Origin of the sequence: Kribbella sp. NPDC048928 (genome assembly GCF_043197975.1) — a bacterium.
Lineage (GTDB): Bacteria > Actinomycetota > Actinomycetes > Propionibacteriales > Kribbellaceae > Kribbella.
This window is the reverse complement of the sequence record NZ_JBICUC010000001.1, coordinates 36935-55155: the sequence shown is the minus strand read 5'-3', so window position 1 is coordinate 55155 and position 18221 is coordinate 36935. Positions and strand designations below refer to the sequence as shown.

At 68.7% G+C, this 18221-nt stretch carries 17 protein-coding genes; 3 read left to right on the top strand and 14 right to left on the bottom strand.

Going from position 1 to position 18221, the window contains the following annotated elements:
- Positions 1–34 precede the first annotated feature (34 nt).
- The 7 genes from ACGFI6_RS00190 to ACGFI6_RS00160 all read right to left on the bottom strand — a co-directional run bounded on the left by ACGFI6_RS00190 (position 35) and on the right by ACGFI6_RS00160 (position 7839).
- On the bottom strand, positions 35–1120 hold the full coding sequence (locus ACGFI6_RS00190; RefSeq protein WP_393113817.1) for a flavin-containing monooxygenase: 1086 nt from the start codon (positions 1118–1120) through the stop codon (positions 35–37).
- Positions 1117–1437, bottom strand: coding sequence for a hypothetical protein (locus ACGFI6_RS00185; RefSeq protein ID WP_393113815.1), 321 nt, complete (start codon positions 1435–1437; stop codon positions 1117–1119). Before ACGFI6_RS00185 ends, ACGFI6_RS00190 begins: the two co-directional genes overlap by 4 nt.
- Before the next feature lie 112 nt (positions 1438–1549).
- Entirely contained in the window at positions 1550–2515 is a 966-nt protein-coding gene (locus tag ACGFI6_RS00180; RefSeq protein ID WP_393113813.1) for an ABC transporter ATP-binding protein, read from the bottom strand.
- Positions 2516–2645: 130 nt separating this feature from the next.
- Entirely contained in the window at positions 2646–3707 is a 1062-nt protein-coding gene (locus ACGFI6_RS00175; RefSeq protein ID WP_393113811.1) for an ABC transporter ATP-binding protein, read from the bottom strand.
- Between the two features lie 44 nt (positions 3708–3751).
- Positions 3752–4852 (bottom strand): ABC transporter permease, encoded by a 1101-nt coding sequence (locus ACGFI6_RS00170; RefSeq protein WP_393113809.1) that lies wholly within the window; start codon positions 4850–4852, stop codon positions 3752–3754.
- Positions 4849–5853, bottom strand: coding sequence for an ABC transporter permease (locus ACGFI6_RS00165; RefSeq protein ID WP_393113807.1), 1005 nt, complete (start codon positions 5851–5853; stop codon positions 4849–4851). Before ACGFI6_RS00165 ends, ACGFI6_RS00170 begins: the two co-directional genes overlap by 4 nt.
- A 9-nt stretch (positions 5854–5862) precedes the next feature.
- Positions 5863–7839 (bottom strand): ABC transporter substrate-binding protein, encoded by a 1977-nt coding sequence (locus ACGFI6_RS00160; protein ID WP_393113805.1) that lies wholly within the window; start codon positions 7837–7839, stop codon positions 5863–5865.
- 143 nt (positions 7840–7982) lie between these two features.
- Between ACGFI6_RS00160 and ACGFI6_RS00155 the strand changes: the two genes are divergently transcribed.
- The 3 genes from ACGFI6_RS00155 to hisD all read left to right on the top strand — a co-directional run bounded on the left by ACGFI6_RS00155 (position 7983) and on the right by hisD (position 11525).
- A complete protein-coding gene (locus tag ACGFI6_RS00155; RefSeq protein ID WP_393113803.1) occupies positions 7983–8774 on the top strand; it encodes an IclR family transcriptional regulator in 792 nt (263 codons plus the stop codon).
- Positions 8775–8862: 88 nt separating this feature from the next.
- Positions 8863–10260: a hypothetical protein gene (locus ACGFI6_RS00150; protein ID WP_393113801.1), complete on the top strand. Its 1398-nt coding sequence runs from the start codon at positions 8863–8865 to the stop codon at positions 10258–10260.
- A gap of 2 nt (positions 10261–10262) precedes the next feature.
- Positions 10263–11525 (top strand): histidinol dehydrogenase, encoded by a 1263-nt coding sequence (gene hisD / locus ACGFI6_RS00145; RefSeq protein WP_393113799.1) that lies wholly within the window; start codon positions 10263–10265, stop codon positions 11523–11525.
- 441 nt (positions 11526–11966) lie between these two features.
- Here the strand turns inward: hisD and ACGFI6_RS00140 are convergent, their stop codons facing one another.
- The 7 genes from ACGFI6_RS00140 to ACGFI6_RS00110 are packed head-to-tail and all read right to left on the bottom strand — an operon-like array spanning position 11967 to position 18128.
- The gene (locus ACGFI6_RS00140; RefSeq protein ID WP_393113797.1) at positions 11967–12923 is read right to left on the bottom strand and encodes a dihydrodipicolinate synthase family protein; all 957 of its coding nucleotides are present in this window, start codon (positions 12921–12923) and stop codon (positions 11967–11969) included.
- 20 nt (positions 12924–12943) lie between these two features.
- A complete protein-coding gene (locus tag ACGFI6_RS00135) occupies positions 12944–13693 on the bottom strand; it encodes an amidohydrolase family protein (protein WP_393113795.1) in 750 nt (249 codons plus the stop codon).
- Complete coding sequence (locus ACGFI6_RS00130) at positions 13690–14565, bottom strand: amidohydrolase family protein (protein ID WP_393113793.1); 876 nt, start codon at positions 14563–14565, stop codon at positions 13690–13692. The genes ACGFI6_RS00135 and ACGFI6_RS00130 overlap by 4 nt, the downstream gene beginning before the upstream one ends.
- Positions 14562–15692, bottom strand: coding sequence for a mandelate racemase/muconate lactonizing enzyme family protein (locus tag ACGFI6_RS00125; RefSeq protein ID WP_393113791.1), 1131 nt, complete (start codon positions 15690–15692; stop codon positions 14562–14564). The genes ACGFI6_RS00130 and ACGFI6_RS00125 overlap by 4 nt, the downstream gene beginning before the upstream one ends.
- Complete coding sequence (locus ACGFI6_RS00120; protein WP_393113788.1) at positions 15689–16447, bottom strand: amidohydrolase family protein; 759 nt, start codon at positions 16445–16447, stop codon at positions 15689–15691. The genes ACGFI6_RS00125 and ACGFI6_RS00120 overlap by 4 nt, the downstream gene beginning before the upstream one ends.
- Complete coding sequence (locus tag ACGFI6_RS00115; RefSeq protein ID WP_393113785.1) at positions 16444–17172, bottom strand: creatininase family protein; 729 nt, start codon at positions 17170–17172, stop codon at positions 16444–16446. Before ACGFI6_RS00115 ends, ACGFI6_RS00120 begins: the two co-directional genes overlap by 4 nt.
- Positions 17169–18128, bottom strand: a complete 960-nt coding sequence (locus tag ACGFI6_RS00110) for a Gfo/Idh/MocA family protein (protein ID WP_393113783.1) — start codon at positions 18126–18128, stop codon at positions 17169–17171. The genes ACGFI6_RS00115 and ACGFI6_RS00110 overlap by 4 nt, the downstream gene beginning before the upstream one ends.
- Positions 18129–18221 lie beyond the last annotated feature (93 nt).

The window sequence follows — 18221 nt, the reverse complement described above, 5'->3', positions numbered from 1 at the left end:
GTCATGCCCCCACTCGCGAGCATGCTCTGCGAGGTCAGGCGGCGGCAAGACTCCGGTCCGCACCGGCGCGGGCCGCGATCCGGCGGGCGACGTACGCCGCGTCCCGGCCGACGCCGGGCAGGACCATCGAACTGAAGGAGTACTGGAAGCACAGGCCGCAGAAGAACAGCCCGGGTGCGTCCGTCGCGACCCCGCGGTACTCGCGCGGCCAGCCGTCGGCGCCGGCCACCGGGACCTTGATCCAGTCGAAGACCTGCTGGAAACCGGTCGCCCAGACGACGTTCGCCACGTCCAGCATTCGTCCGTCGGCCAGCAGCGGCCGTCCGTCCTGGGCACCGACGACCCGGTCGGGCACCCGCTCGACCCCGCGGGCGAGCAGGTCGGCCCGCTTGACCCGGATCATCGGGCCGCCGTGGTGCCGCAGGTCCTCCATCGCCGCCTTCGCGATCGGCGACCGGCGGGTGACCACGTGCCGGCCGACGAACAGGAACACCGGCCAGAAGAGCTTCTGCCCAGGGCGTCCGGGCTTGAACGGCATCTGCCCGGGATCACGACCGGCCAGCACGGTCGGGTGTGTCTGCGCGACCTCGTACGCGATGTCGGTCCCGGAGTGCGAGCCGCCGACGACCAGTACCGGCCCCTCCTTCAGTTGCTCCGGGCGCTGGTACTCCGACGAATGCAGTTGCCGGATCGCCGGGTCCAGATCGACGGCACAGTCCGGGAGATACGGTGTCCGGCCGAACGTGCCGGTCGCGACGACGACGTTGTCGGCGGCAAGCTCCTCGCGCCCGGTGCCGACGATCCACCGGCCGTCGCGGCGTTCCAGCCGGTCGACCCGCGTGCTCGGCCGGATCGGCAGCCCGAAGTGATCCGCGTACGTCGACAGGTAGTCGGCGACCTCTTCCTTGCCCGGGTAATGCCACGGATCGCCGGGAAACTCCAGACCCGGCAGCCCGTCGTACTTCGCCGGCGAGTACAACCGCAGGCTGTCCCAGTGCGAGCGCCACTGGTCGCCCAGCTGCGCGTTCCCGTCCAGGATCGTGAACGACTCACCGAGTCGCTGTAGGTGATAACCGGTGGCAAGCCCGGCCTGCCCGGCCCCGATGATGATGGTGTTCATGCGAGTCTCCGCCCGATCTGTGACCATGCCGTCGCGCCGACCGCGCCCCGCCTGCGGTGGAATCGCAACCACCACAGCAACATCAGCGCGGACGTCACGACGTAGAAGCCGTGCAGGAACCAGATAGGTCCCGGCGGCAGGTGCACCACGTAGATGCAGTGGACGGCGTTGCCGACGTTCGCGAGCACGAGGTTGGCCGGGCTGTACGACTCCAGGTCGCGGGTCCGGATCGCCCTCAGCACCATCGGCAGCGCGCTCGACGCGAAGAGGATGGTGGACATCGTCCCCGCGAGTAGAGCAACGCTTGCGCCAGTCATGTCACCGACGGTAGGGACCGCGGCCCGGTTCCCGCGTCGGACGGAATGCGCAACCTCAAGCCGCCCGCGACTACGAGGTTTCTCGTAGTCCGGGCGTTGGCGGGCCCACAGGTCAGATCGTTGTGTACACCCCGTCCAGCGTGAGCTCCTCGGCGCGGTGACAGCGCGGTACGGTCGCCGGCTCGACCTGCGCGCACAGATCTACGGCGTACCGGCACCGAGGCTGGAAGCGGCAGCCGGTGAAGTCGTGCTCCGGTACGGCCACCTCACCGGCCGGCAGTACGACGTCGCTTCGCCGTAACCGCGGATCGGGACGGGGGACCGATCGGAGCAGGGCCTCGGTGTACGGGTGGCGGGGGCGCTCGAACAGGTCCTCCGTCTCGGCCTCCTCGACGATCCGGCCGAGGTACATCACGGCGACCCGGTCGCACAGGTGCTGGATGACCGAGAGGTCGTGCGAGATGAAGACGTACGTCAGTCCGAGCTCGTCCTGCAGGTCCTCCAGCAGGTTCAGGATCTGGCTGCGGACCGACACGTCGAGCGCACTCACCGCCTCGTCGGCGACCACCAGCCGCGGCTCGGTCACGAGCGCCCGCGCGATCCCGATCCGCTGACGTTCGCCGCCGGAGAAGGCGTGCGGGTAGCGCCGCATCAGCTCCGGACGCAGACCGCAGCGACGCAGCGTCTCGGCGACCCGGTCCTGGACCTCGCTGCCGTTCGCCAGATTGTTGACAATCAGCGGTTCCGCGACGATCTGCTGCACGGTCATCCGTGGGTTGAGCGACGAGTTCGGGTCCTGGAAGACGGTGCGGATCTCGGTGCGCAGTGGCCGGAGCCGTGCTCTGGACAGCGCGGCCAGGTCGACCTCGGAGCCGTCCAAGCGCCGGTACATCAGCCGCCCGGCAGTCGGCTTGTGTGCGCGCAGGATGCACCGCCCGAGCGTGGTCTTCCCGCAACCGGACTCGCCGACGAGTCCGAGCGTCTCGCCGCGTCGTACGACGAGGTCGACGTCGTCGACCGCCTGCACCGTCGACCGGTTCCGGCGGCCGAACAGCCCGGCCCCGGAGCTGAACCGCATCGACAGCCCTTCGATCCGAAGAATCTCCTTACGACCACCCGACCATCCTGCATCCGCTGTGCCCGGAACCGCCGTGGGTGGAGCGGGGGTGTGTGGAGGCGGAGGGTTCGTCGGGGGGTTTTGGCTGCTGTCATCCGGCATCGGCGATCGCCTCCTGGGGCTTGAGGTCGTGTCCGTTGCGCATGCTCTCGGCGGTCGGGTAGTGCACGCAGCGCACCTCGCGCGAGCCGTCGCCCACCAGTTCCGGGTTCACGGTGTCGCAGACACCCGGTACGACATGGTCGCAGCGGGTCCGGTACGGGCAGCCGCTCGGTCGTTGCTGTGGATGCGGGACCTGTCCGCGGATTGTCGGCAATCGACGACGGGCCCGCCGCTCGATCCGCGGGACCGATCGCAGCAGCGCCCGCGTGTACGGATGCCGCGGGTCGTGGAACAGCGAATCCACGTCGCACTCCTCGACCACGTTGCCGAGGTACATCACCGCGACCCGGTCCGCGAGCTCCGCGACCACCCCCAGGTCGTGGGTGATGAACAGGATCGCCATCCCGCGCTCCTCCTGGAGGGTGCGGAGCAGGCGCAGGATCTGCGCCTGCGTGGTGACGTCGAGCGCAGTCGTCGGCTCGTCCGCGACAAGCAGTTGCGGACGGCAAGCAAGCGCCATCGCGATCATCGCGCGCTGCCGCATGCCCCCGGACAGCTGGAACGAGTACGCGTCGATCCGATGCTCGGGTTGCGGGATGCCGACACTGCGCAGTTCCGCGATCGCCCGCTCGCGCGCCTCCACCTTGCCGAGCTGCTCGTGCAGCCGCAGGGTCTCGATCAGCTGCTGCCCGATCGTGTGCACCGGGCTGAGCGCGACCATCGGCTCCTGGAACACCATGCCGATCTCCTTGCCGCGGATCCGGCGCAGCTCCGGCCCGCCCGGATCCAGCGCAGCGAGGTCCACGACGGACCCGTCGTCCGTACCACCCGATCGGAACCTGATGCTGCCGGCAACGATCCGGCCGGGCGGATCGACCAACTGCAGGATCGACCGCGCGGTGACGCTCTTGCCGCACCCGGATTCACCGACGATGCACACGGTACTGCCCGGCTCGACCCGCAGACTGACGTCGTCGACGGCCCGCACCAGACCGTCCGCGGTGTCGAAGTGCGTGCTGAGCTTCTCGATCTCCAGCAGCGGCTCGGTCACAGGCCTCCTCAGGGTTCGGATCACGGTTCGCTTCATGATTCGCTTCATGATTCGTACGGGTCGGCGGCGTCCCGCAGACCGTCGCCGACGAAGTTGAGTGCCATCACCGCGATCACCACAGCGGCTCCGGAGGCCAACAGCCACGGCGCAGCGGTCAGCACCCGGATGCTCTGCGCGCCGCTGAGCAACACGCCCCAGCTCACCACCGGCGGCTGCAGGCCGAGTCCGAGGAACGACAGGGCGGTCTCGCCGAGGATCATCCCTGGCACGGCGAGCGTCAGCGACGCGATGATGTGGCTGGTGAAGGCCGGCAACATGTGCCGGCCGATCACCCGATGCCAGCGCGCGCCGTCGAGTTCCGCGGCCAGTACGAAGTCCTCGCCGCGGATCTGCAGGAACCGGCTGCGGATCACCCGCGCCAAACCGGTCCACCCGATCAGCGACAGGATCAGCGTGATCGCGAAGTACGTCTTCAGCGCACCCCACCCCGGCGGTACCGCGGCCGCGAGGCCGAGCCAGAGCGGCAACGTCGGGATCGACATGAAGAACTCGATCACGCGTTGCACGATGCCGTCGGTGAGACCACCGAAGTACCCGGAGACGCCGCCGAGCAGCAGACCGAGGACGAGCGCCGCGAGCACGCCGATCAGGCCGACCGACATCGAGATGCGCGTGCCGTAGATGACCCGCGAGAGGTTGTCGCGACCCTGGTCGTCGGTCCCGAGCAGATGGAACGGCGCGCCCGGCTGGCTCGGTCCGACGAGGTGCCGGTTGGACGGGATCAGCCCCCACAACTTGTAGTGATCACCCTTCGCGAACAAGCGCACGCCGTACCGCTGGGACCTGTCTGTGGTGTAGTCGCGCAGTAGCGTCTCGGGGTTGGGCGTCCCCTTGTAGCCGTTGACGAACACGTGCGGGCTCGACGTCAGCGAGATCTTCACCAGTTGCGGCGGTGCGTACGCGCGATCGGCCGCGTACGTCTCCTGGGTCTGCGGAGCGAGGAACTCGCAGAACGCCGCCGTGAAGTAGATCAGGCCGACGATCCACAGCGAGACGACAGCGAGCTTGTTGCGCTTGAAACGCCGCCAGATCAGGGTGCGCTGGGATGCCAGCGCGAGGGTCGGTTCGTCCACGACAGCGGTCATTTGCTGCTCCCGACGTACCCGATCCGGACGCGGGCGTCGACGACGGCGAGCAGCAGGTCGGAGATCAGTGTGCCGATCACGGTCAGCACGCACGCGATCAGGATGATGCCGCCGGCAAGGTACATGTCCTGGCTCTTCAGCGCGTTCAGCAACAGCGGACCGGTGGTCTCCAGGCCGAGGACGCTGGCGACCAGTACCTCGCCGTCGAAGAGCGCCGGGATCGTCCAGCCGATGGTCGCGATGAACGGGTTGAGCGCGACGCGGGTCGGGTAGCGCATCAGCAGCGTGCGTTCCGGCAGCCCACGCGCGCGGGCCGCGGTGACGTACGGCTTGTGCAGCTCGTCGAGCAGGTTGGCCCGCAGGACGCGGATCGTGCCCGCGATGCCCCCGGACGCCAGCACGAGCACCGGCAGCCACAGATGGTTGAGTACGTCGAGCAGCTTGCCGAGGTTCCACACCGCACCCTCGAACTCCGGCGACATGAGCCCCGACAACGTCTGCCCGAACAGCTTGAACTCCAGGTACACGACCGTGAGCGCGATCAGGAAGCCGGGAACCGCCAGGCCGAGGAACGTCAGCGCGGTGATCACGTAGTCGAGCTTCGAGTAGCGCCGCGCGGCGGAGTAGATCCCCGCCACCAGCGCCACTGTCCACCCGATCAGCCAGGTCGCGAGCCCGAGGCCCAGGGTGAGCGGCAGCCGCTCGGCGAGCAGCGTCGAGACCGGCTTGTTGTACTGGAACGACTGGCCGAAGTCACCGTGCAGCACGATGTTCGACATCCATTTCAGGTACTGCTCGAACGGTGACTTGTCGAGCGCGTACTGCGCCTTCAAGGCTGCCAACTGGTCGGCGCCGACCGTCTGACCCTGCTGCTGCAGCTTGGCGACCACGGTGGTGAGGAAGTCGCCGGGCGGCAGCTGGATGATCAGGAACGACACGAGCGAGATCAGCAGGACGGTGGGCAGCATCGCCAGCAGGCGACGGAGCAGGTAGCCGGCCATGAGATCCCTTCAGGAGTGCTTCTCCGGGTTGTCGAAGTACATCTGCTCGGGTGACGACGCGTTCTCGTAGTGGGTCCGGAAGCTGGCGATCGCGTCCGGCCGGACGTTCTTCAGGTCACCGGCCGAGATCAGCGGCTGGAACGGCGTACCGACGGTGCCGATGATCCAGACGTTCTGGTCGTGCAGCCGCAGGATCTGGTGCCCGAGCTCCAGCCGCTTGGCGTCGTCGGCGGTGATCACGAGCTCGTCGTACAGCGTCTGCAGCTTGCGGATGTCGCCGGTCGGTTCGAGCGCGAACTTGTCCTTGTGGTTGCCGTACCAGTTGCCGTACTTCGGCGCCCAGTACGTCAGGCCGGCCGTCGGGATGTACCAGAGCGAGTCGATGTCCCACAGGATCGTGGCCGGCGGGTACGCGACCAGGTCGTAGTCGCCGTGCGGGATCTCCTCGTACCAGAGCTCCGGCGTCATCGGCTTGGCGACCAGGTCGATGCCGACCGCCTTCCAGTACCGCTTGGCGTACTCCAGCACGCTGATCGCGTCGATGCCGACGCCGACCTCGAAGCACCGGCCGACCAGCTGCAGCTTCTTGCCGTCCGGGCGCAGTCGCATTCCGTCCGGGCCGCGCTTGGTCAGGCCCGCGGCGTCGAGCCGTTTGTTGGCCTCACCCACGTCGTACTCGATGAAGCGCTGTCCCATGCCCTTCTCCCAGTACTCGTCCTCGGGCTGGGCACAGGGATGCCGGACGAAACCCTGGCCGGCGAACAGCGCGTCGTTCATCTCCTTGCGGTTGATCGCGTGCGACAGGCCGGCGCGGAAGTCGAGCTTCTGGAACAGCTCGCGCAGCACCGGATCCGGGTGGCTCTGGTTCAGGTTGATCGAGGTGTTCGGCTCGGCCACCCAGCGATTCACCTTGTAGCCCTTGGACTGCTGATTCTTGATCAGCAGCGGGAGCTGTTCGGCCTGGATGTCGGTGACCTGCAGGTCCAGTTGGCCGTTCGCTGCGCGCAGGCCGAGCGTCTCCGAGGGCATCACCGTGTACTGCTGGCTGTCGATGTACGGCAGTTGCCGGCCCTGCTCGTCGACCTTCCAGTAGTACGGGTTCCGCTCCAGGCGGGCCGTCACGCCCGAGCCCTGCAGCGGCGCGACCAGCTTCCACGGGCCGAGTACCGGGATGTCGGCGTTCTTCCAGATGTCACGCCGGTTCTTGAAGAAGTCGGCCCAGGACGGCGCCGGGTACTTCTTCATCGCGGCCTGCAACTGCGCGGGCGTCGCGAAGTCCTTGTGGAACTGCTTCAGATAGTGCGCCGGCAGCAGCAGCGCGGACGACGAGCCGAAGCCGGTCAGCCCGATGAAGCACAGGTACTTCAGCAGCAGGCCGTGCGGTACCTCGAACTCCATCCGCAGCGTCCGGTCGTCGACCTTCACGAACTTGCCGGGCTTCCCGCCCGGGCTCAGCCAGCCGGGGAAGACCGGGTTCAGCTCCTTGTTCAGGAACTCCTTCTCGTAGGCGAACATCAGGTCGTCGGTGCTGAACGGCTTGCCGTCGGACCACTTCAGGCCCTCGCGCAGGTGGAAGACGTAGACCTTGCCGTCCTCCTGGATCTCCCACTTCTCGGCGAGTCCGGGGCCGACCTTGGCGGGCGTCGTCGGCGTCCACTCGAGCAGGCCGGCGAACTCGACGTACTGGTTCTGGGTGGCGTTCCGGTCGATCTGGCCGCGCTGCAGCACGCCGCCGTACTTCCCGGCGCTCTGGATCGGCTTGATCACCATCGGGTTCTTCGGCAGCCGCTGCTCGAGCGGCGGGAGCTTGCCGTCCTTGATCAGCTTGGTCAGGACGGGCGACTCCTTGGCGCCGGCGTCGGCGGCCGCCGAACTGGTGGACTTCTTGGCGTCTGTGGAGAAGAAGGAACAGCCCGCAACAGCTGACGCGGACAGCGAGAGCCCGGAGATCCGGAGGAACCTCCGGCGGCTCAGAGGATCGGACATGGCGGCTACCTCCACGCGGAGCACTCTCTTTCCGGGACAGTGACACGAAACGATGCATACTTCAAGATCTGAGATGCATTTTCATGATGCCGTATATACCTCTACTCGAAGACAGCTTCCGGTCCGGGCGCTACACTCCGATCATGGTGAGTGAGACAGCGGGGGACCGGTCGCCGTCACCGGCGGTCGCGCGGGCGCTGACCGTCCTGGAGACGCTGGTCGAGTCCGACGAGGAGCTCACGCTCACGGCGCTGGCGAAGAAGGCGAAGATCCCGCTCGCGACGTGCGCATCGATCGTCTACACGCTGGAGCAGCGCGACTACGCGACCCGGCGAGTGGTGGGGCGCAGCCATTTCTGGCGGCCGACCCTGCGGTTGTACGGGCTGGCCACGCAGCTGATCCGCAAGGTCGACCTGTCCTCGGTCGCCTCCCGGGAGATGCGCGAGCTGGCCGACCGGCTCGGGATGCCGGTGCACATCGGCGTCCTCACCGGGTCCTCGGTGGTCTACGTCGCGAAGGCGGCGATGCCCGGGTTCATCCAGTTCGACACGTACCCGGGCAAGGTCTCGCACTTCAATCTCACCGCGCTCGGCCGGGCGATCGCGGCGTACCTGCCCGAGGACGAGCTGAAGCCGCTGCTCACCCGGCTCGAGCCCGGGTACGGGCCGAAGGCGAAGCCGGCCGACGAGGCGAGCTTCCGCGCCGAGCTGGCCAAGGTCGCGAAACAGGGGTTCGCGGTCGAGGACCAGGAGGAACAGGCCGACATCGCCTGCGTCGCCGCGCCGTTCTTCACCGCCGGCGGTCAGGTGACCGGCGCCGTCGGCGTCACGTCGTTCGCGCGCGATCTCACCCGGGACAAGCGTAAGCAGGCGCAGACCGGCCTGGTGCAACTCGCCGCGACGATCTCCGAACGCCTCGGCGCGACGGAACTCTGAGGCTTGCCGCCGGTCCGCCGGCGACTTAGGGTTTTCTGAGATAGCGGAAGTGTTTTCGAAATCTCGAAAATCCTGAGGAGTGGTTCCGATGGCCACGCACGGTCCGTATCCCCTGCCCGCCGGCGGTATCAAGGCCACCCTGACCGGTGGCAACACGGTCGGTGCCGCCCTCCGCGAGCGGCAGCCGCGCGCGGACGGGTACCGGCACCTGGACACGCCGGCCCTGATCCGCCGGCTGCTCGACCTGAACGCGAACACCTACCTGTACTGCATCTGGGACTCCGCCACCGACTTCGACGACCTGCGTGACGAGTTCCTGCCGGCCGCCGCGGCGTACGGGATCGACGTGATCCCGTACATCGTGCCGCCGACCGAGACCTCGGAGCACGGCCGCGCGTCCCGCCCGTACCGGCTGGACTACGTCGGCTGGGCGACCGCGTTCGCCGAGCTCGCGGCGAAGTACCCGAACTTCCGCGCCTGGGCGATTGACGACTTCGAGTGCGGCGACAATGCGAAGCTGTTCACGCCGGAGTACATGCGCGAATTCCTGGACGCGGCCGCCGCGATCGCGCCGGACCTGCGGTTCTACACCTGCGCCTACTTCGGGATGGCGACCAGCCCGGAGTTCCTCGACAAGTACGCCGAGTTCGTGGACGGGATCATCTACCCGTTCCTCGACGGCCACCACGAGAACACCACGGTCGCGTCGTCGCTCGGCGCGTGCCTGGACGAGATCCTCGAGCTCACCGATCCGCGCGGGCTGGAGCTGATCCCGCTGTTGTACACGGGCCGCTTCCTCGACGCGCCGTTGCATGCGACCCCGGAGTACTGCACGGCTGCACTGGCCACGACGGCGGAGTACGTCGCCGCGGGCCGGATCCCGGGTGTGATCTCGTACGGCACACAGATCGACGACGGTCCGACGCCGTCCGCCGACAACAAGGCGCTGTACGGCGACGGTCGGCTCGCGCTGATCAACTCGAGGTCCCGGGCGGCTGCCGGTACGACGGCGTCCGCCACGCAGCGGGTGCCGGTCGATCCGCGGCTGCCGCGGTACGAAGTGTCGTTCTGGTACCACCGCTGGTTCCTCGCACCGGGGATCGAGCCCGGGCGGTACCAGCTGGAGTTGCTGATCGACGGTACCGTCGTGTGGACCATGGATCTGCACGAGCAGCGCTGGCCCGTGTGGACCAATGGCGACGGCATGGAAGGGCCGGTCGACGTCACGCAGTACGTTGCCGGACGCAACTTCGTGGCGCTGACGTTCCGGTTGCACGTGCTGAAGGAGACGGCGGGGCAGTACATCGACGTCGGGGTGGACCATGTCGAGTCCATCGGGCTCGGCGTCCGCAACGGCGGCTTCGAAGAGAACAGCGACTGGATCCTGGAGAGCAGTGGTCCACTCCTGTCGGTCTACGACCATTACCTCCGGGACCGTCCGGCGCGTATCTTCGCGGCCATCGCGCGCGCCTATCAAGGAGGCTGAGCATGGCAGAACACCTGAAGACGGGGTGGCCGCAGCAGGTCGAGCGGCAGCAGGACGTGATCGACACCGTCAGCCGGATCCTGTCCGAGGTCGAGCGTGAGGGCGGTCCGGCGATCCGGCGCTGGTCGGCACAGCTCGACAAGTGGGACCCAGACTCGTTCGTGGTCTCCGCCGCCGACATCGCGGCGGCCGCGAAGACCGTCGACGACGAGCTGGCCGCGCACCTGGAGTTCGCCCGTAGTCAGGTCCAGCAGTTCGCCGAGGCCCAGCGGGGCACGCTCACGGACCTCGAGCTGGAGACCATGCCGGGCGTGGTCCTCGGCCATCGGCACGTTCCGGTCGCGAAGGTCGGCTCGTACTCACCCGGCGGCCGCTACCCGCTCATCGCGTCCTCCATCATGACCGTGACCGTGCCGAAGGTCGCGGGCGTGGACACCGTCGTTGCGGCCGCCCCACCGCGGGATGCCGCCGGCATCTACGGTCCGCAGCTGTACACGATGGACCTCGCCGGCGCGGACGTGATCCTGTGTCTGGGTGGGGTTCAGGCGTTCGCGGCGCTTGCCTTCGGCATCGAAGACGTCCCGCCGGTGGATCTGGTCGTCGGGGCGGGCAACGCGTACGTCGCGGAGGCGAAGCGGCAACTGTTCGGCACCGTGGGCATCGACCTGCTCGCCGGGCCGACCGAGGTCGCGGTGATCGCCGACGAGACCGCCGACCCGCGCCTGGTCGCGGCCGACCTGCTCGGACAGGCCGAGCACGGTCCGAACAGCCCGGCGCTGCTCGTCACCACCTCCCGCGACTTCGGTACGGCGGTGATCGCCGAGGTCGAGCGCTGGCTCGCCGGGGAGTGGCCGACCGTCGAGGTCGCCGGCGCGGCGTGGCGGGAACACGGAACCGTCGTGGTCTGCGAGTCGCGCGAGGAGGCTGTGCAGGTGTCGGATGCGTACGCACCGGAGCATCTCGAGGTACAGACCGCCGCCGACGACTGGTACGCGGCGAACCTGCGGAACTACGGCTCGTTGTTCATCGGACCGGAGGCGACCGTCGCGTTCTCCGACAAGTCGATCGGCACCAATCACGTCCTCCCGACCGGCCGGGCCGGGCGTTACACGGGCGGTCTGTGGGTCGGCAAGTTCCTCAAGACCGTCACGTACCAGCGCCTGACCGCCGACGGCGCCCGCACCATCGCGCCCTCAACCGCCGCCATCGCCGACGCCGAACTGATGCACGGCCACGCCCTGACCGCCCGCCTCCGCAACCCCTGACCGCGCCTCCGCAACCTCTGGCCGCTGCCCCGCCCCGCGCCACCTGCCGCGCTTTTGCTCGCCTCGCGCCGCTGGGTCTGCGGGTCGGAGGGGTGCGTTCGAGGGGTGAACCTCGCGGCTTGTCCGTTCATCCGCTGCACGCGGCCGGCGAACGGGCGAGGTCAGAGGTTGACCCGCCTTTGTGTTGGCGGTTGTGCCTGCAATGCCAGTGGTGGGGATTGGGGCGGCAGCTCGACAGGACGTGTCTGGCGGTGCCTGGTACACCTGAGCGCGAACCTTGCGCCTGCGTACGGTGTATCGGGGTGTACTACCTGTCGAGCTGCCCGTCGCCGAGCCGTGCGGCGCCGTCGAAGGGCGGAACCACCGTGCCAGCAGTAGTGGCTGTGGACAGGAAATGGTGGGTGTGAGGCCAGGTGCAAAAAATGTTCCGGAACGGGGGGCTCAGGCGAGGTGTGGGAGGAAGTCGGCGAATTCTGTGAGGAGGCGGTCGACCATGCGGACTTCTTCGGCGTCGAGGCGGTGCGCGGGTTCGCGGCAGTAGGCGCTCGCGAACAGACCCCGGCGGACCGAGATCAGCTTCTCGGCGGCGATGATGCGCTCGGTGTCGAGCATCCAGTACGAGATGTACGGCAGCAGCCGGCGGTGCAGGTCGACGCCGTCCTCACCGTCCCCGGTGGTGAGGCGGCGCCAGATCTCGACGTACAGCTCGGTCACCGAGCAGCCCGGCTGCGTACCGACCGCACCGCGACGGATCGCGTCCGGGAGCTGGACGCCGGCGTACCCCTCGACGGCGGCGAGCGGCGGCGTACCCTCGGCGAGCTCGGCGATCAGCGGGCCGGGCGGGCTCGACTCCACCTTCACCAGCCGGAGGTTCGGGTGCTCGGTGGCGATCGCCCGGAGCAGGTCGGCGTCCAGGCTGGTGCCGGTCTCGGTGGGCGCGTACTGCAGCACCATCGGCACCGGGTCGATCGTCGTCAGTACGGTACGGACGTGCCGCTCCAGCGATCCCCGCGACGGCGAGAGGAAGTGCGGCGGCAGCAGGTTGATCAGGTCGGCGCCGGACTCCACCGACTCCTGCGCGCGACGGGCCGCCAGTTGCGTTGCGTGATCCTGTACGGCGATCACCGCGGCGACGTCCTCCCGCGTGCGGGTCTGCGCCAGCAGGATCTCGGTCAGCCGCCGGCGCTCGTCCTCGGACAGCTTGTGGAACTCGGACGCGAAGCCGGGGAACATCACGCTCGTGACGCCGGTGCCCAGCACGTACCGTACGACCCGGCCGAAGCCGTCGTAGTCCACCTCGCCCTCGGCGGTGAACGGTACCTCCAGGACCGGCGACACGCCGCGGACGAGCAGCGACGCGTCGGTAGGCCGTTCGGCTCCGAGCTCGGTGGTGACCATGTCTGCCTCCCGTTGTGTGGTCACGGTTGTCCCGCCGTCCGGTGCAACAGCCGGGCGAGATTGCCGCCGAACACCGCGGACTTCTGCTCCGCGTCGACCGGCCAGTCACGGATCCGGTCCACCTCGGCGAGCGGCACGGTGTACGGCGCATCGGTCGAGAACACCAGCCGCCCGGCGCCGATCCCCGGTTCGGCGAGGAATCCGGTCAGCACGGTGTCCCACGGTGCGTACGAGGTGTCGCCGTACAGGTTCGGTGCGTGCAGCAGCGCGGGGATCGCGTCGATCCAGAAGTCGGTCGCGCCGCTCTTGCCCATCACCACTGGGAGTTCGGGGCGGCGCCGGGCGAGGCTCGCGAGCGGCAACGGGAGCGCCGTGGCCGGCGTGCCGGTGCGGACGTACACGAACCAGCCGGCGGTCGCGGCGAAGTCGAGCAGCGGATCGAGCAGGCCGTCGAGGAGGTCGAAGCCTTGCAGCACCGAGTCCACGGCGAGCGCGACGGCGCCGGCGTCGCGGGCGCGGTCGAGTTCGTCGAGGGCGGCGCGGCCGCGCCACGGGTTCGCCACCGCGTACGCGAGCAGACGGCCATTTGACTGTTGCGCGGCCGCGGCGGTCGTTTCGTTGCCCTCGCGGTTGTCGTAGGCGATGCAGCGCTCGGACGGCGCGACGACGGCCTGGTCGATGCCGAGGGCATCCATCGTGGTCAGCAGGTCGGCGGGCTTCAGGCTCGCCTCGCGGCTGTCGCCGATCCGGACGTGGGCGTCGATGATCATGCAGGCACCTCCAGACCGAGGGCGCCGAGCGCGTCCGCGTGCACGACTTGGTCGACAATCTCGTCCGGAACCCGCGGGAACTTGGTGCCCTCGAGCATGTCGTTGACAGTCTGCAATCCGGCAATCGCCTCACCGGTGTTCGCGATCGGGTAGTCCGAGCCGAGCAGCAGCTTCCCGGTCGCGCCCCACTCGACCGCGTTGATCAGCGACTGGTACAGCACCCACGGGCGCAGGTAGATCGACGACACGTCCGCGTACACGTGCGGGTGCTTGCGGATCGTCACGACCGTCTCCCGGCTCCACGGGTGGCCCATGTGCGCCATCACGATCCGCAGCTCCGGGTACCGCAGGGCGATCTCGTCGGTGACCAGGGGATAGGTGTAGCGCAGCGGTGCGTGCCGCATCGGCGAGGCGCCCGAGTGGAACAGGATCGGCAGCCCGTGGCGCTGGCAGTAGTCGTAGAACGCGAGCGCCGGCTCATCGAGTGGGTCGAAGTTCTGGTAGTTCGGGCCGAGCTTCACGCCGACCAGGCCGAGCTCGCGGCAGCGGTCGGCCTCCTCGAGCGCACCGGGGAGGGTGGGATTCACCGACATGAACCCGATCCGCTTGGCCGGGTTGTCCTGCACGAACTCGGCGGTGGCGTCGTTGCAGCGCTCCGGCGGGTACGGCAGGCCGGTCAGCTCCAGCGGATTGTCGACAGCAATATTGAAGACAATCGACACGTCGGCCGCCGCCATCGCGGTGTCGAAGTCGCCCCACGAGTTGGCGGTCTCCACCGGGCGATCGTTGCGCCAGTTCGTGTAGATCTGACGCTCGCCCTCGGGGACGGCGTCGCGGTGCGTCGGTGTGTGCGCGTGAACGTCGACAATCATCGGAACTCCCGCAGCAGGTCGTCTCGCAAGGTCACTCCCAGGCCGGGCCCGTCGGTCAGCCGGACGTGCCGACCGTCGCTGTCCAGCGGCTTCGCCAGCACGTCCTCGGTGTAGTAGTGCGCGCCGATGATGTCGCTCGGGTACGCCGACAACCGCGCCAGCGCGGCGGCCACGTGCAGTTGGGCCGCAGCGCCGACGCCGAGCTCACCGTTCGATCCGATCAGTACGTCGATCCCGTGTGCGGCGGCGAGCTGCCCCATCCGCACAGCACGTCCCGGCCCAGCGCTCTTCCCGACGTACAGGCTGACGACGTCGGCCGCGCGAGCGTCGATCACCGTGAGCAGATCCTGCACGTCGAACACCGATTCGTCGGCGATCACGGGCAGCCCGAGCTGCCGTACCTCGCGGGCCCCTCGGACGTCGCGGGGCTCGAGCGGCTGCTCCAGAAAGGCCACGCCGGCCGCCTTCAGCTCGGGCACCGCGCGGAGTGCCTCGGCGCGGGTCCACCCACCGTTCGCATCGGTGCCGAGGAAGGCGTCACCGGCCAGCTCCCGCGCCCGGCGGACCCGATGGAGGTCGGCCTCGACGCCCAGACCGACCTTCACCTTGAACGCGCCGAACCCGGCGGCGGTCGCGGCGGTGTAGGCGCGCTCGAGTTCCTCGTCGGTGCCGGACAGCGAAAGCTTGATCGGGATCTGGTCGCGGTACGGACCACCGAGCGCGACCGCCAGCGGTACGTCGAGGGTGCGGGCGAACGCGTCCCACAACGCGATCGAGACGCCGGCCTTCGTGAACGGATTGCCCTGCAACGCCTTGTCCATCAGGTCTTCCGCCGCGCCGGCCGGCGTCAGTGGTGTGCCGACGAGTGCGGGGGAGAGCACGGTGCGGATGAAGTGGTCGGCCGACGTACCGTCCTCGCCGGACCAGATCGGGGTCGCACTGACCTCGCCGTACCCTTCGACGCCGTCGCTGGTGATGACGCGGACGAGCAGGAAGTCCGAGCGGTCGTGCGGGCCGCGGGCGCCGCGCACCAGCAACTCCGGCGCGGCACGCAGACTGACCCGCGCCGTCTGAATCGCCGCGACGGTCACCCCCAGGCGAGTGCCGCCAGGATAGGAGGCCGTCACGCGGGCTCCAGAAGCCGGCGCGGATTGTCGACGAGCATCGCGTGCCGCTGGGCGTCGGTGATGCCCCAGCCGTCGATCTCCTTGACCCGCGCGACCGCGTAGTCCTGGCTGGCCTTGTCGGACAGGCCGGCGTCGGTCCCGAAGATCACCTTGTGCGGCGGGGCCTCCTGCAGGATGCGGCGCGCGGCGTACGGCGGCGTACCGCAGATGCAGAGGTACAGGTTCTCGGTCTCCTGCGTCATGACGAGCGCCTCCCGCCAGAGGTCGTGGAGACCGCCGTGGCCGAGGACCACGCGCAGCTTCGGATGCCGACGGGCCAGCGCGGCGATCTGCCCGGCCGTTGAGTACGGCGGTGTGCCGTCGTGGCTGAGCAGGACGCCGCCGACGGACGTGATCACTTCGCAGATCGGGTCGAGCGACAGCTCGTGCATGCTGAAGCCCTGCAGCCACGGGTGCAGCTTCAGGCCACGGAGCCCGAGCTCGCCGACCATCCGCTCGGCCTCGTCGACGGCGGTCTTGCGGCGGACGGCGACCGTACCGAAGCCGGTCATCCGGTCCGGGTAGGCGCGGACGAACTCGGACAGCCTGTCGTTGGACTCCGGCGTCGGGTCGAACAGGCCGTCATGACTGAGGACGACGGCGTGCTCGATCCCGGCCGAGTCCATGAACGTCACGAACTCGTCGGCACCGAACGGCGTCCCGCCCAGCCAGGTCGCGGTCTCCCACGCCGGAGTGTGGGTATGGAAGTCGATCACAGAACCTCCGCCAGCTCGAGAAGGCGGTCGCCGAGCGCGGCCGCCACCTGGTCGAACCACTTCCGCCCGGTCGCCGGATCGGCCAACTCCGGCCGGTCCGTGTACCCGTCGATCCGCTGCCAGCTCTCCGCGGTGTGTAGCGTCACGTCGTCCACCACCGGACCGGTCGGCGGATCGGGTCGTTCTTTGCGCTCGGCAGCAAATGCCTCGTCCTGCGCAAGCATCAAGGCAGTCTCGAACTGCCCTGCATGACCGGGAACCGGCAGCGCGGCGTCCGGCATCAGCTGCCAGTAGTCGACATGGGCGACCTTCACGCCGTACCTCGTCGATGCTGCCGCGGCCGCCGCGTGACAGACCCCGATGTTCCCGCCGTGCCCGTTGAGGAGGACTAGCCGTCGGCCGCCGTCCGCGTTCAGGGACCGCGCCACGTCGAGCAGCACCGCAAGGAGCGTCTCCGGCGAGAGCGACAGCGTCCCGCCGAAGGGCAGGTGGTGATCCGAAGCGCCGAACGGTATCGCGGGCGCGAGGACGATCGGCCGCGCGGAGCGTTCGTGGACCAATCCCGCGGCTTCGGCGGCGACGGCTTCGGCGAGGATCCAGTCGGTGCCGGTCGCGAGATGCGGACCGTGCTGCTCGGTGGCTCCGACCGGCAGTACAACGATTGCCTCGGGCAACAGCCAGGCCAGTTGCGTGCGATTGCTGTGGTGCCATTTCGTCAAGGTCACAAGGCCCTCCCGGCGACAAGTTCGGCGGTGCGCAGCGCGGCGATCCCGTCGTCCAGTGACGGTTCGCCGGCCTTGCGCGTCCCGTCGTACAGCTCGACGAACCGTCGTACCTGAAGGTCGAAGCAGCGCGTCGTGCGATCGCCCGGGAACGTGACATCGTGGTCGCCGTCGGCGGTACTCAGCCGCAGGGCGAAGCTGAAGCCGTCCAGAGTCGCGAGCCCGCGGTCGCCGAGGAAGGTAAGCTCGCACCGGGGGAGCGCGGTGGTGAACCAGCCGAACTCGACCAACGCCTGGTGGCCGCGCGGATAGCTGAGCCGCGCGCCGACCAGGTTGGCCGCCGGGAGTTCTGGGCGGGTGGTGACCGACCACGCATCGTTCAGGCTTTTGGGCGGTCCGCCGAGCAGATGGCTCAGCCAGTCGAACAGATGCGCGCCCTCGTGGACCACTGGGCTGCCGTGCTCGAGGGTCGTGGTGATGCGCTGGCTGTGCTCGAAATCCCCGGCGTCGTGCGCTTCGTCGTAGATGTGGGCGCGGACGAGGATCGGCGTACCGAGGGTGCCGTCCTCGATCCAGGTCTTGAGCTGCTGGATCGCCGGGTCGTGGCGGTAGGTGAGACCGACCTGCACCCGTCGGCGCTGGTCGTGGTCGAGTTCGTCGTAGAGCTGCGCTGCCTCGACGGACGTGGCGACGGGCTTCTCCGCCAGAACGCACAGACCGGCCTGTGCATAGCGGACGGCAAGGTGTGGCGTGACCCAGGGCGGGGTCGCCAGGACTACGCCGTCCACAGCTTCCGGGGCGAGGTCGGGACTGGCCTTGATTCCCTGCCCTGCGGCGATTTCCCGGCGTTCGGGATCCGGGTCGACACACCGCACCAGCTCGACGGACGGGTGCCGGAGCAAGGCAGGCAGATGGGCGGACAGCCCGATCTCCCCGAGCCCCACGAGCGCCACCCGCATCTGTCCGCTCCTTCAGAATACCGGAATTAGTTTCTGCTATCCGAAGCTTAAGAGGTCGCTGGGACTGGTGCAATGGTTCGTCGAGCCGGAAGG

What these genes read in the sequence shown, in the direction of transcription:
- ACGFI6_RS00160 (WP_393113805.1), bottom strand. Translation starts at nt 7,839, where the DNA reads ATGTCCGATCCTCTGAGCCGCCGGAGGTTCCTCCGGATCTCCGGGCTC.
- ACGFI6_RS00185 (WP_393113815.1), bottom strand. Translation starts at nt 1,437, where the DNA reads ATGACTGGCGCAAGCGTTGCTCTACTCGCGGGGACGATGTCCACCATC.
- ACGFI6_RS00165 (WP_393113807.1), bottom strand. Translation starts at nt 5,853, where the DNA reads ATGGCCGGCTACCTGCTCCGTCGCCTGCTGGCGATGCTGCCCACCGTC.
- ACGFI6_RS00170 (WP_393113809.1), bottom strand. Translation starts at nt 4,852, where the DNA reads ATGACCGCTGTCGTGGACGAACCGACCCTCGCGCTGGCATCCCAGCGC.
- ACGFI6_RS00130 (WP_393113793.1), bottom strand. Translation starts at nt 14,565, where the DNA reads ATGATTGTCGACGTTCACGCGCACACACCGACGCACCGCGACGCCGTC.
- ACGFI6_RS00180 (WP_393113813.1), bottom strand. Translation starts at nt 2,515, where the DNA reads ATGCGGTTCAGCTCCGGGGCCGGGCTGTTCGGCCGCCGGAACCGGTCG.
- ACGFI6_RS00135 (WP_393113795.1), bottom strand. Translation starts at nt 13,693, where the DNA reads ATGATCATCGACGCCCACGTCCGGATCGGCGACAGCCGCGAGGCGAGC.
- ACGFI6_RS00140 (WP_393113797.1), bottom strand. Translation starts at nt 12,923, where the DNA reads ATGGTCACCACCGAGCTCGGAGCCGAACGGCCTACCGACGCGTCGCTG.
- ACGFI6_RS00110 (WP_393113783.1), bottom strand. Translation starts at nt 18,128, where the DNA reads ATGCGGGTGGCGCTCGTGGGGCTCGGGGAGATCGGGCTGTCCGCCCAT.
- ACGFI6_RS00155 (WP_393113803.1), top strand. Translation starts at nt 7,983, where the DNA reads ATGGTGAGTGAGACAGCGGGGGACCGGTCGCCGTCACCGGCGGTCGCG.
- hisD (WP_393113799.1), top strand. Translation starts at nt 10,263, where the DNA reads ATGGCAGAACACCTGAAGACGGGGTGGCCGCAGCAGGTCGAGCGGCAG.
- ACGFI6_RS00190 (WP_393113817.1), bottom strand. Translation starts at nt 1,120, where the DNA reads ATGAACACCATCATCATCGGGGCCGGGCAGGCCGGGCTTGCCACCGGT.
- ACGFI6_RS00150 (WP_393113801.1), top strand. Translation starts at nt 8,863, where the DNA reads ATGGCCACGCACGGTCCGTATCCCCTGCCCGCCGGCGGTATCAAGGCC.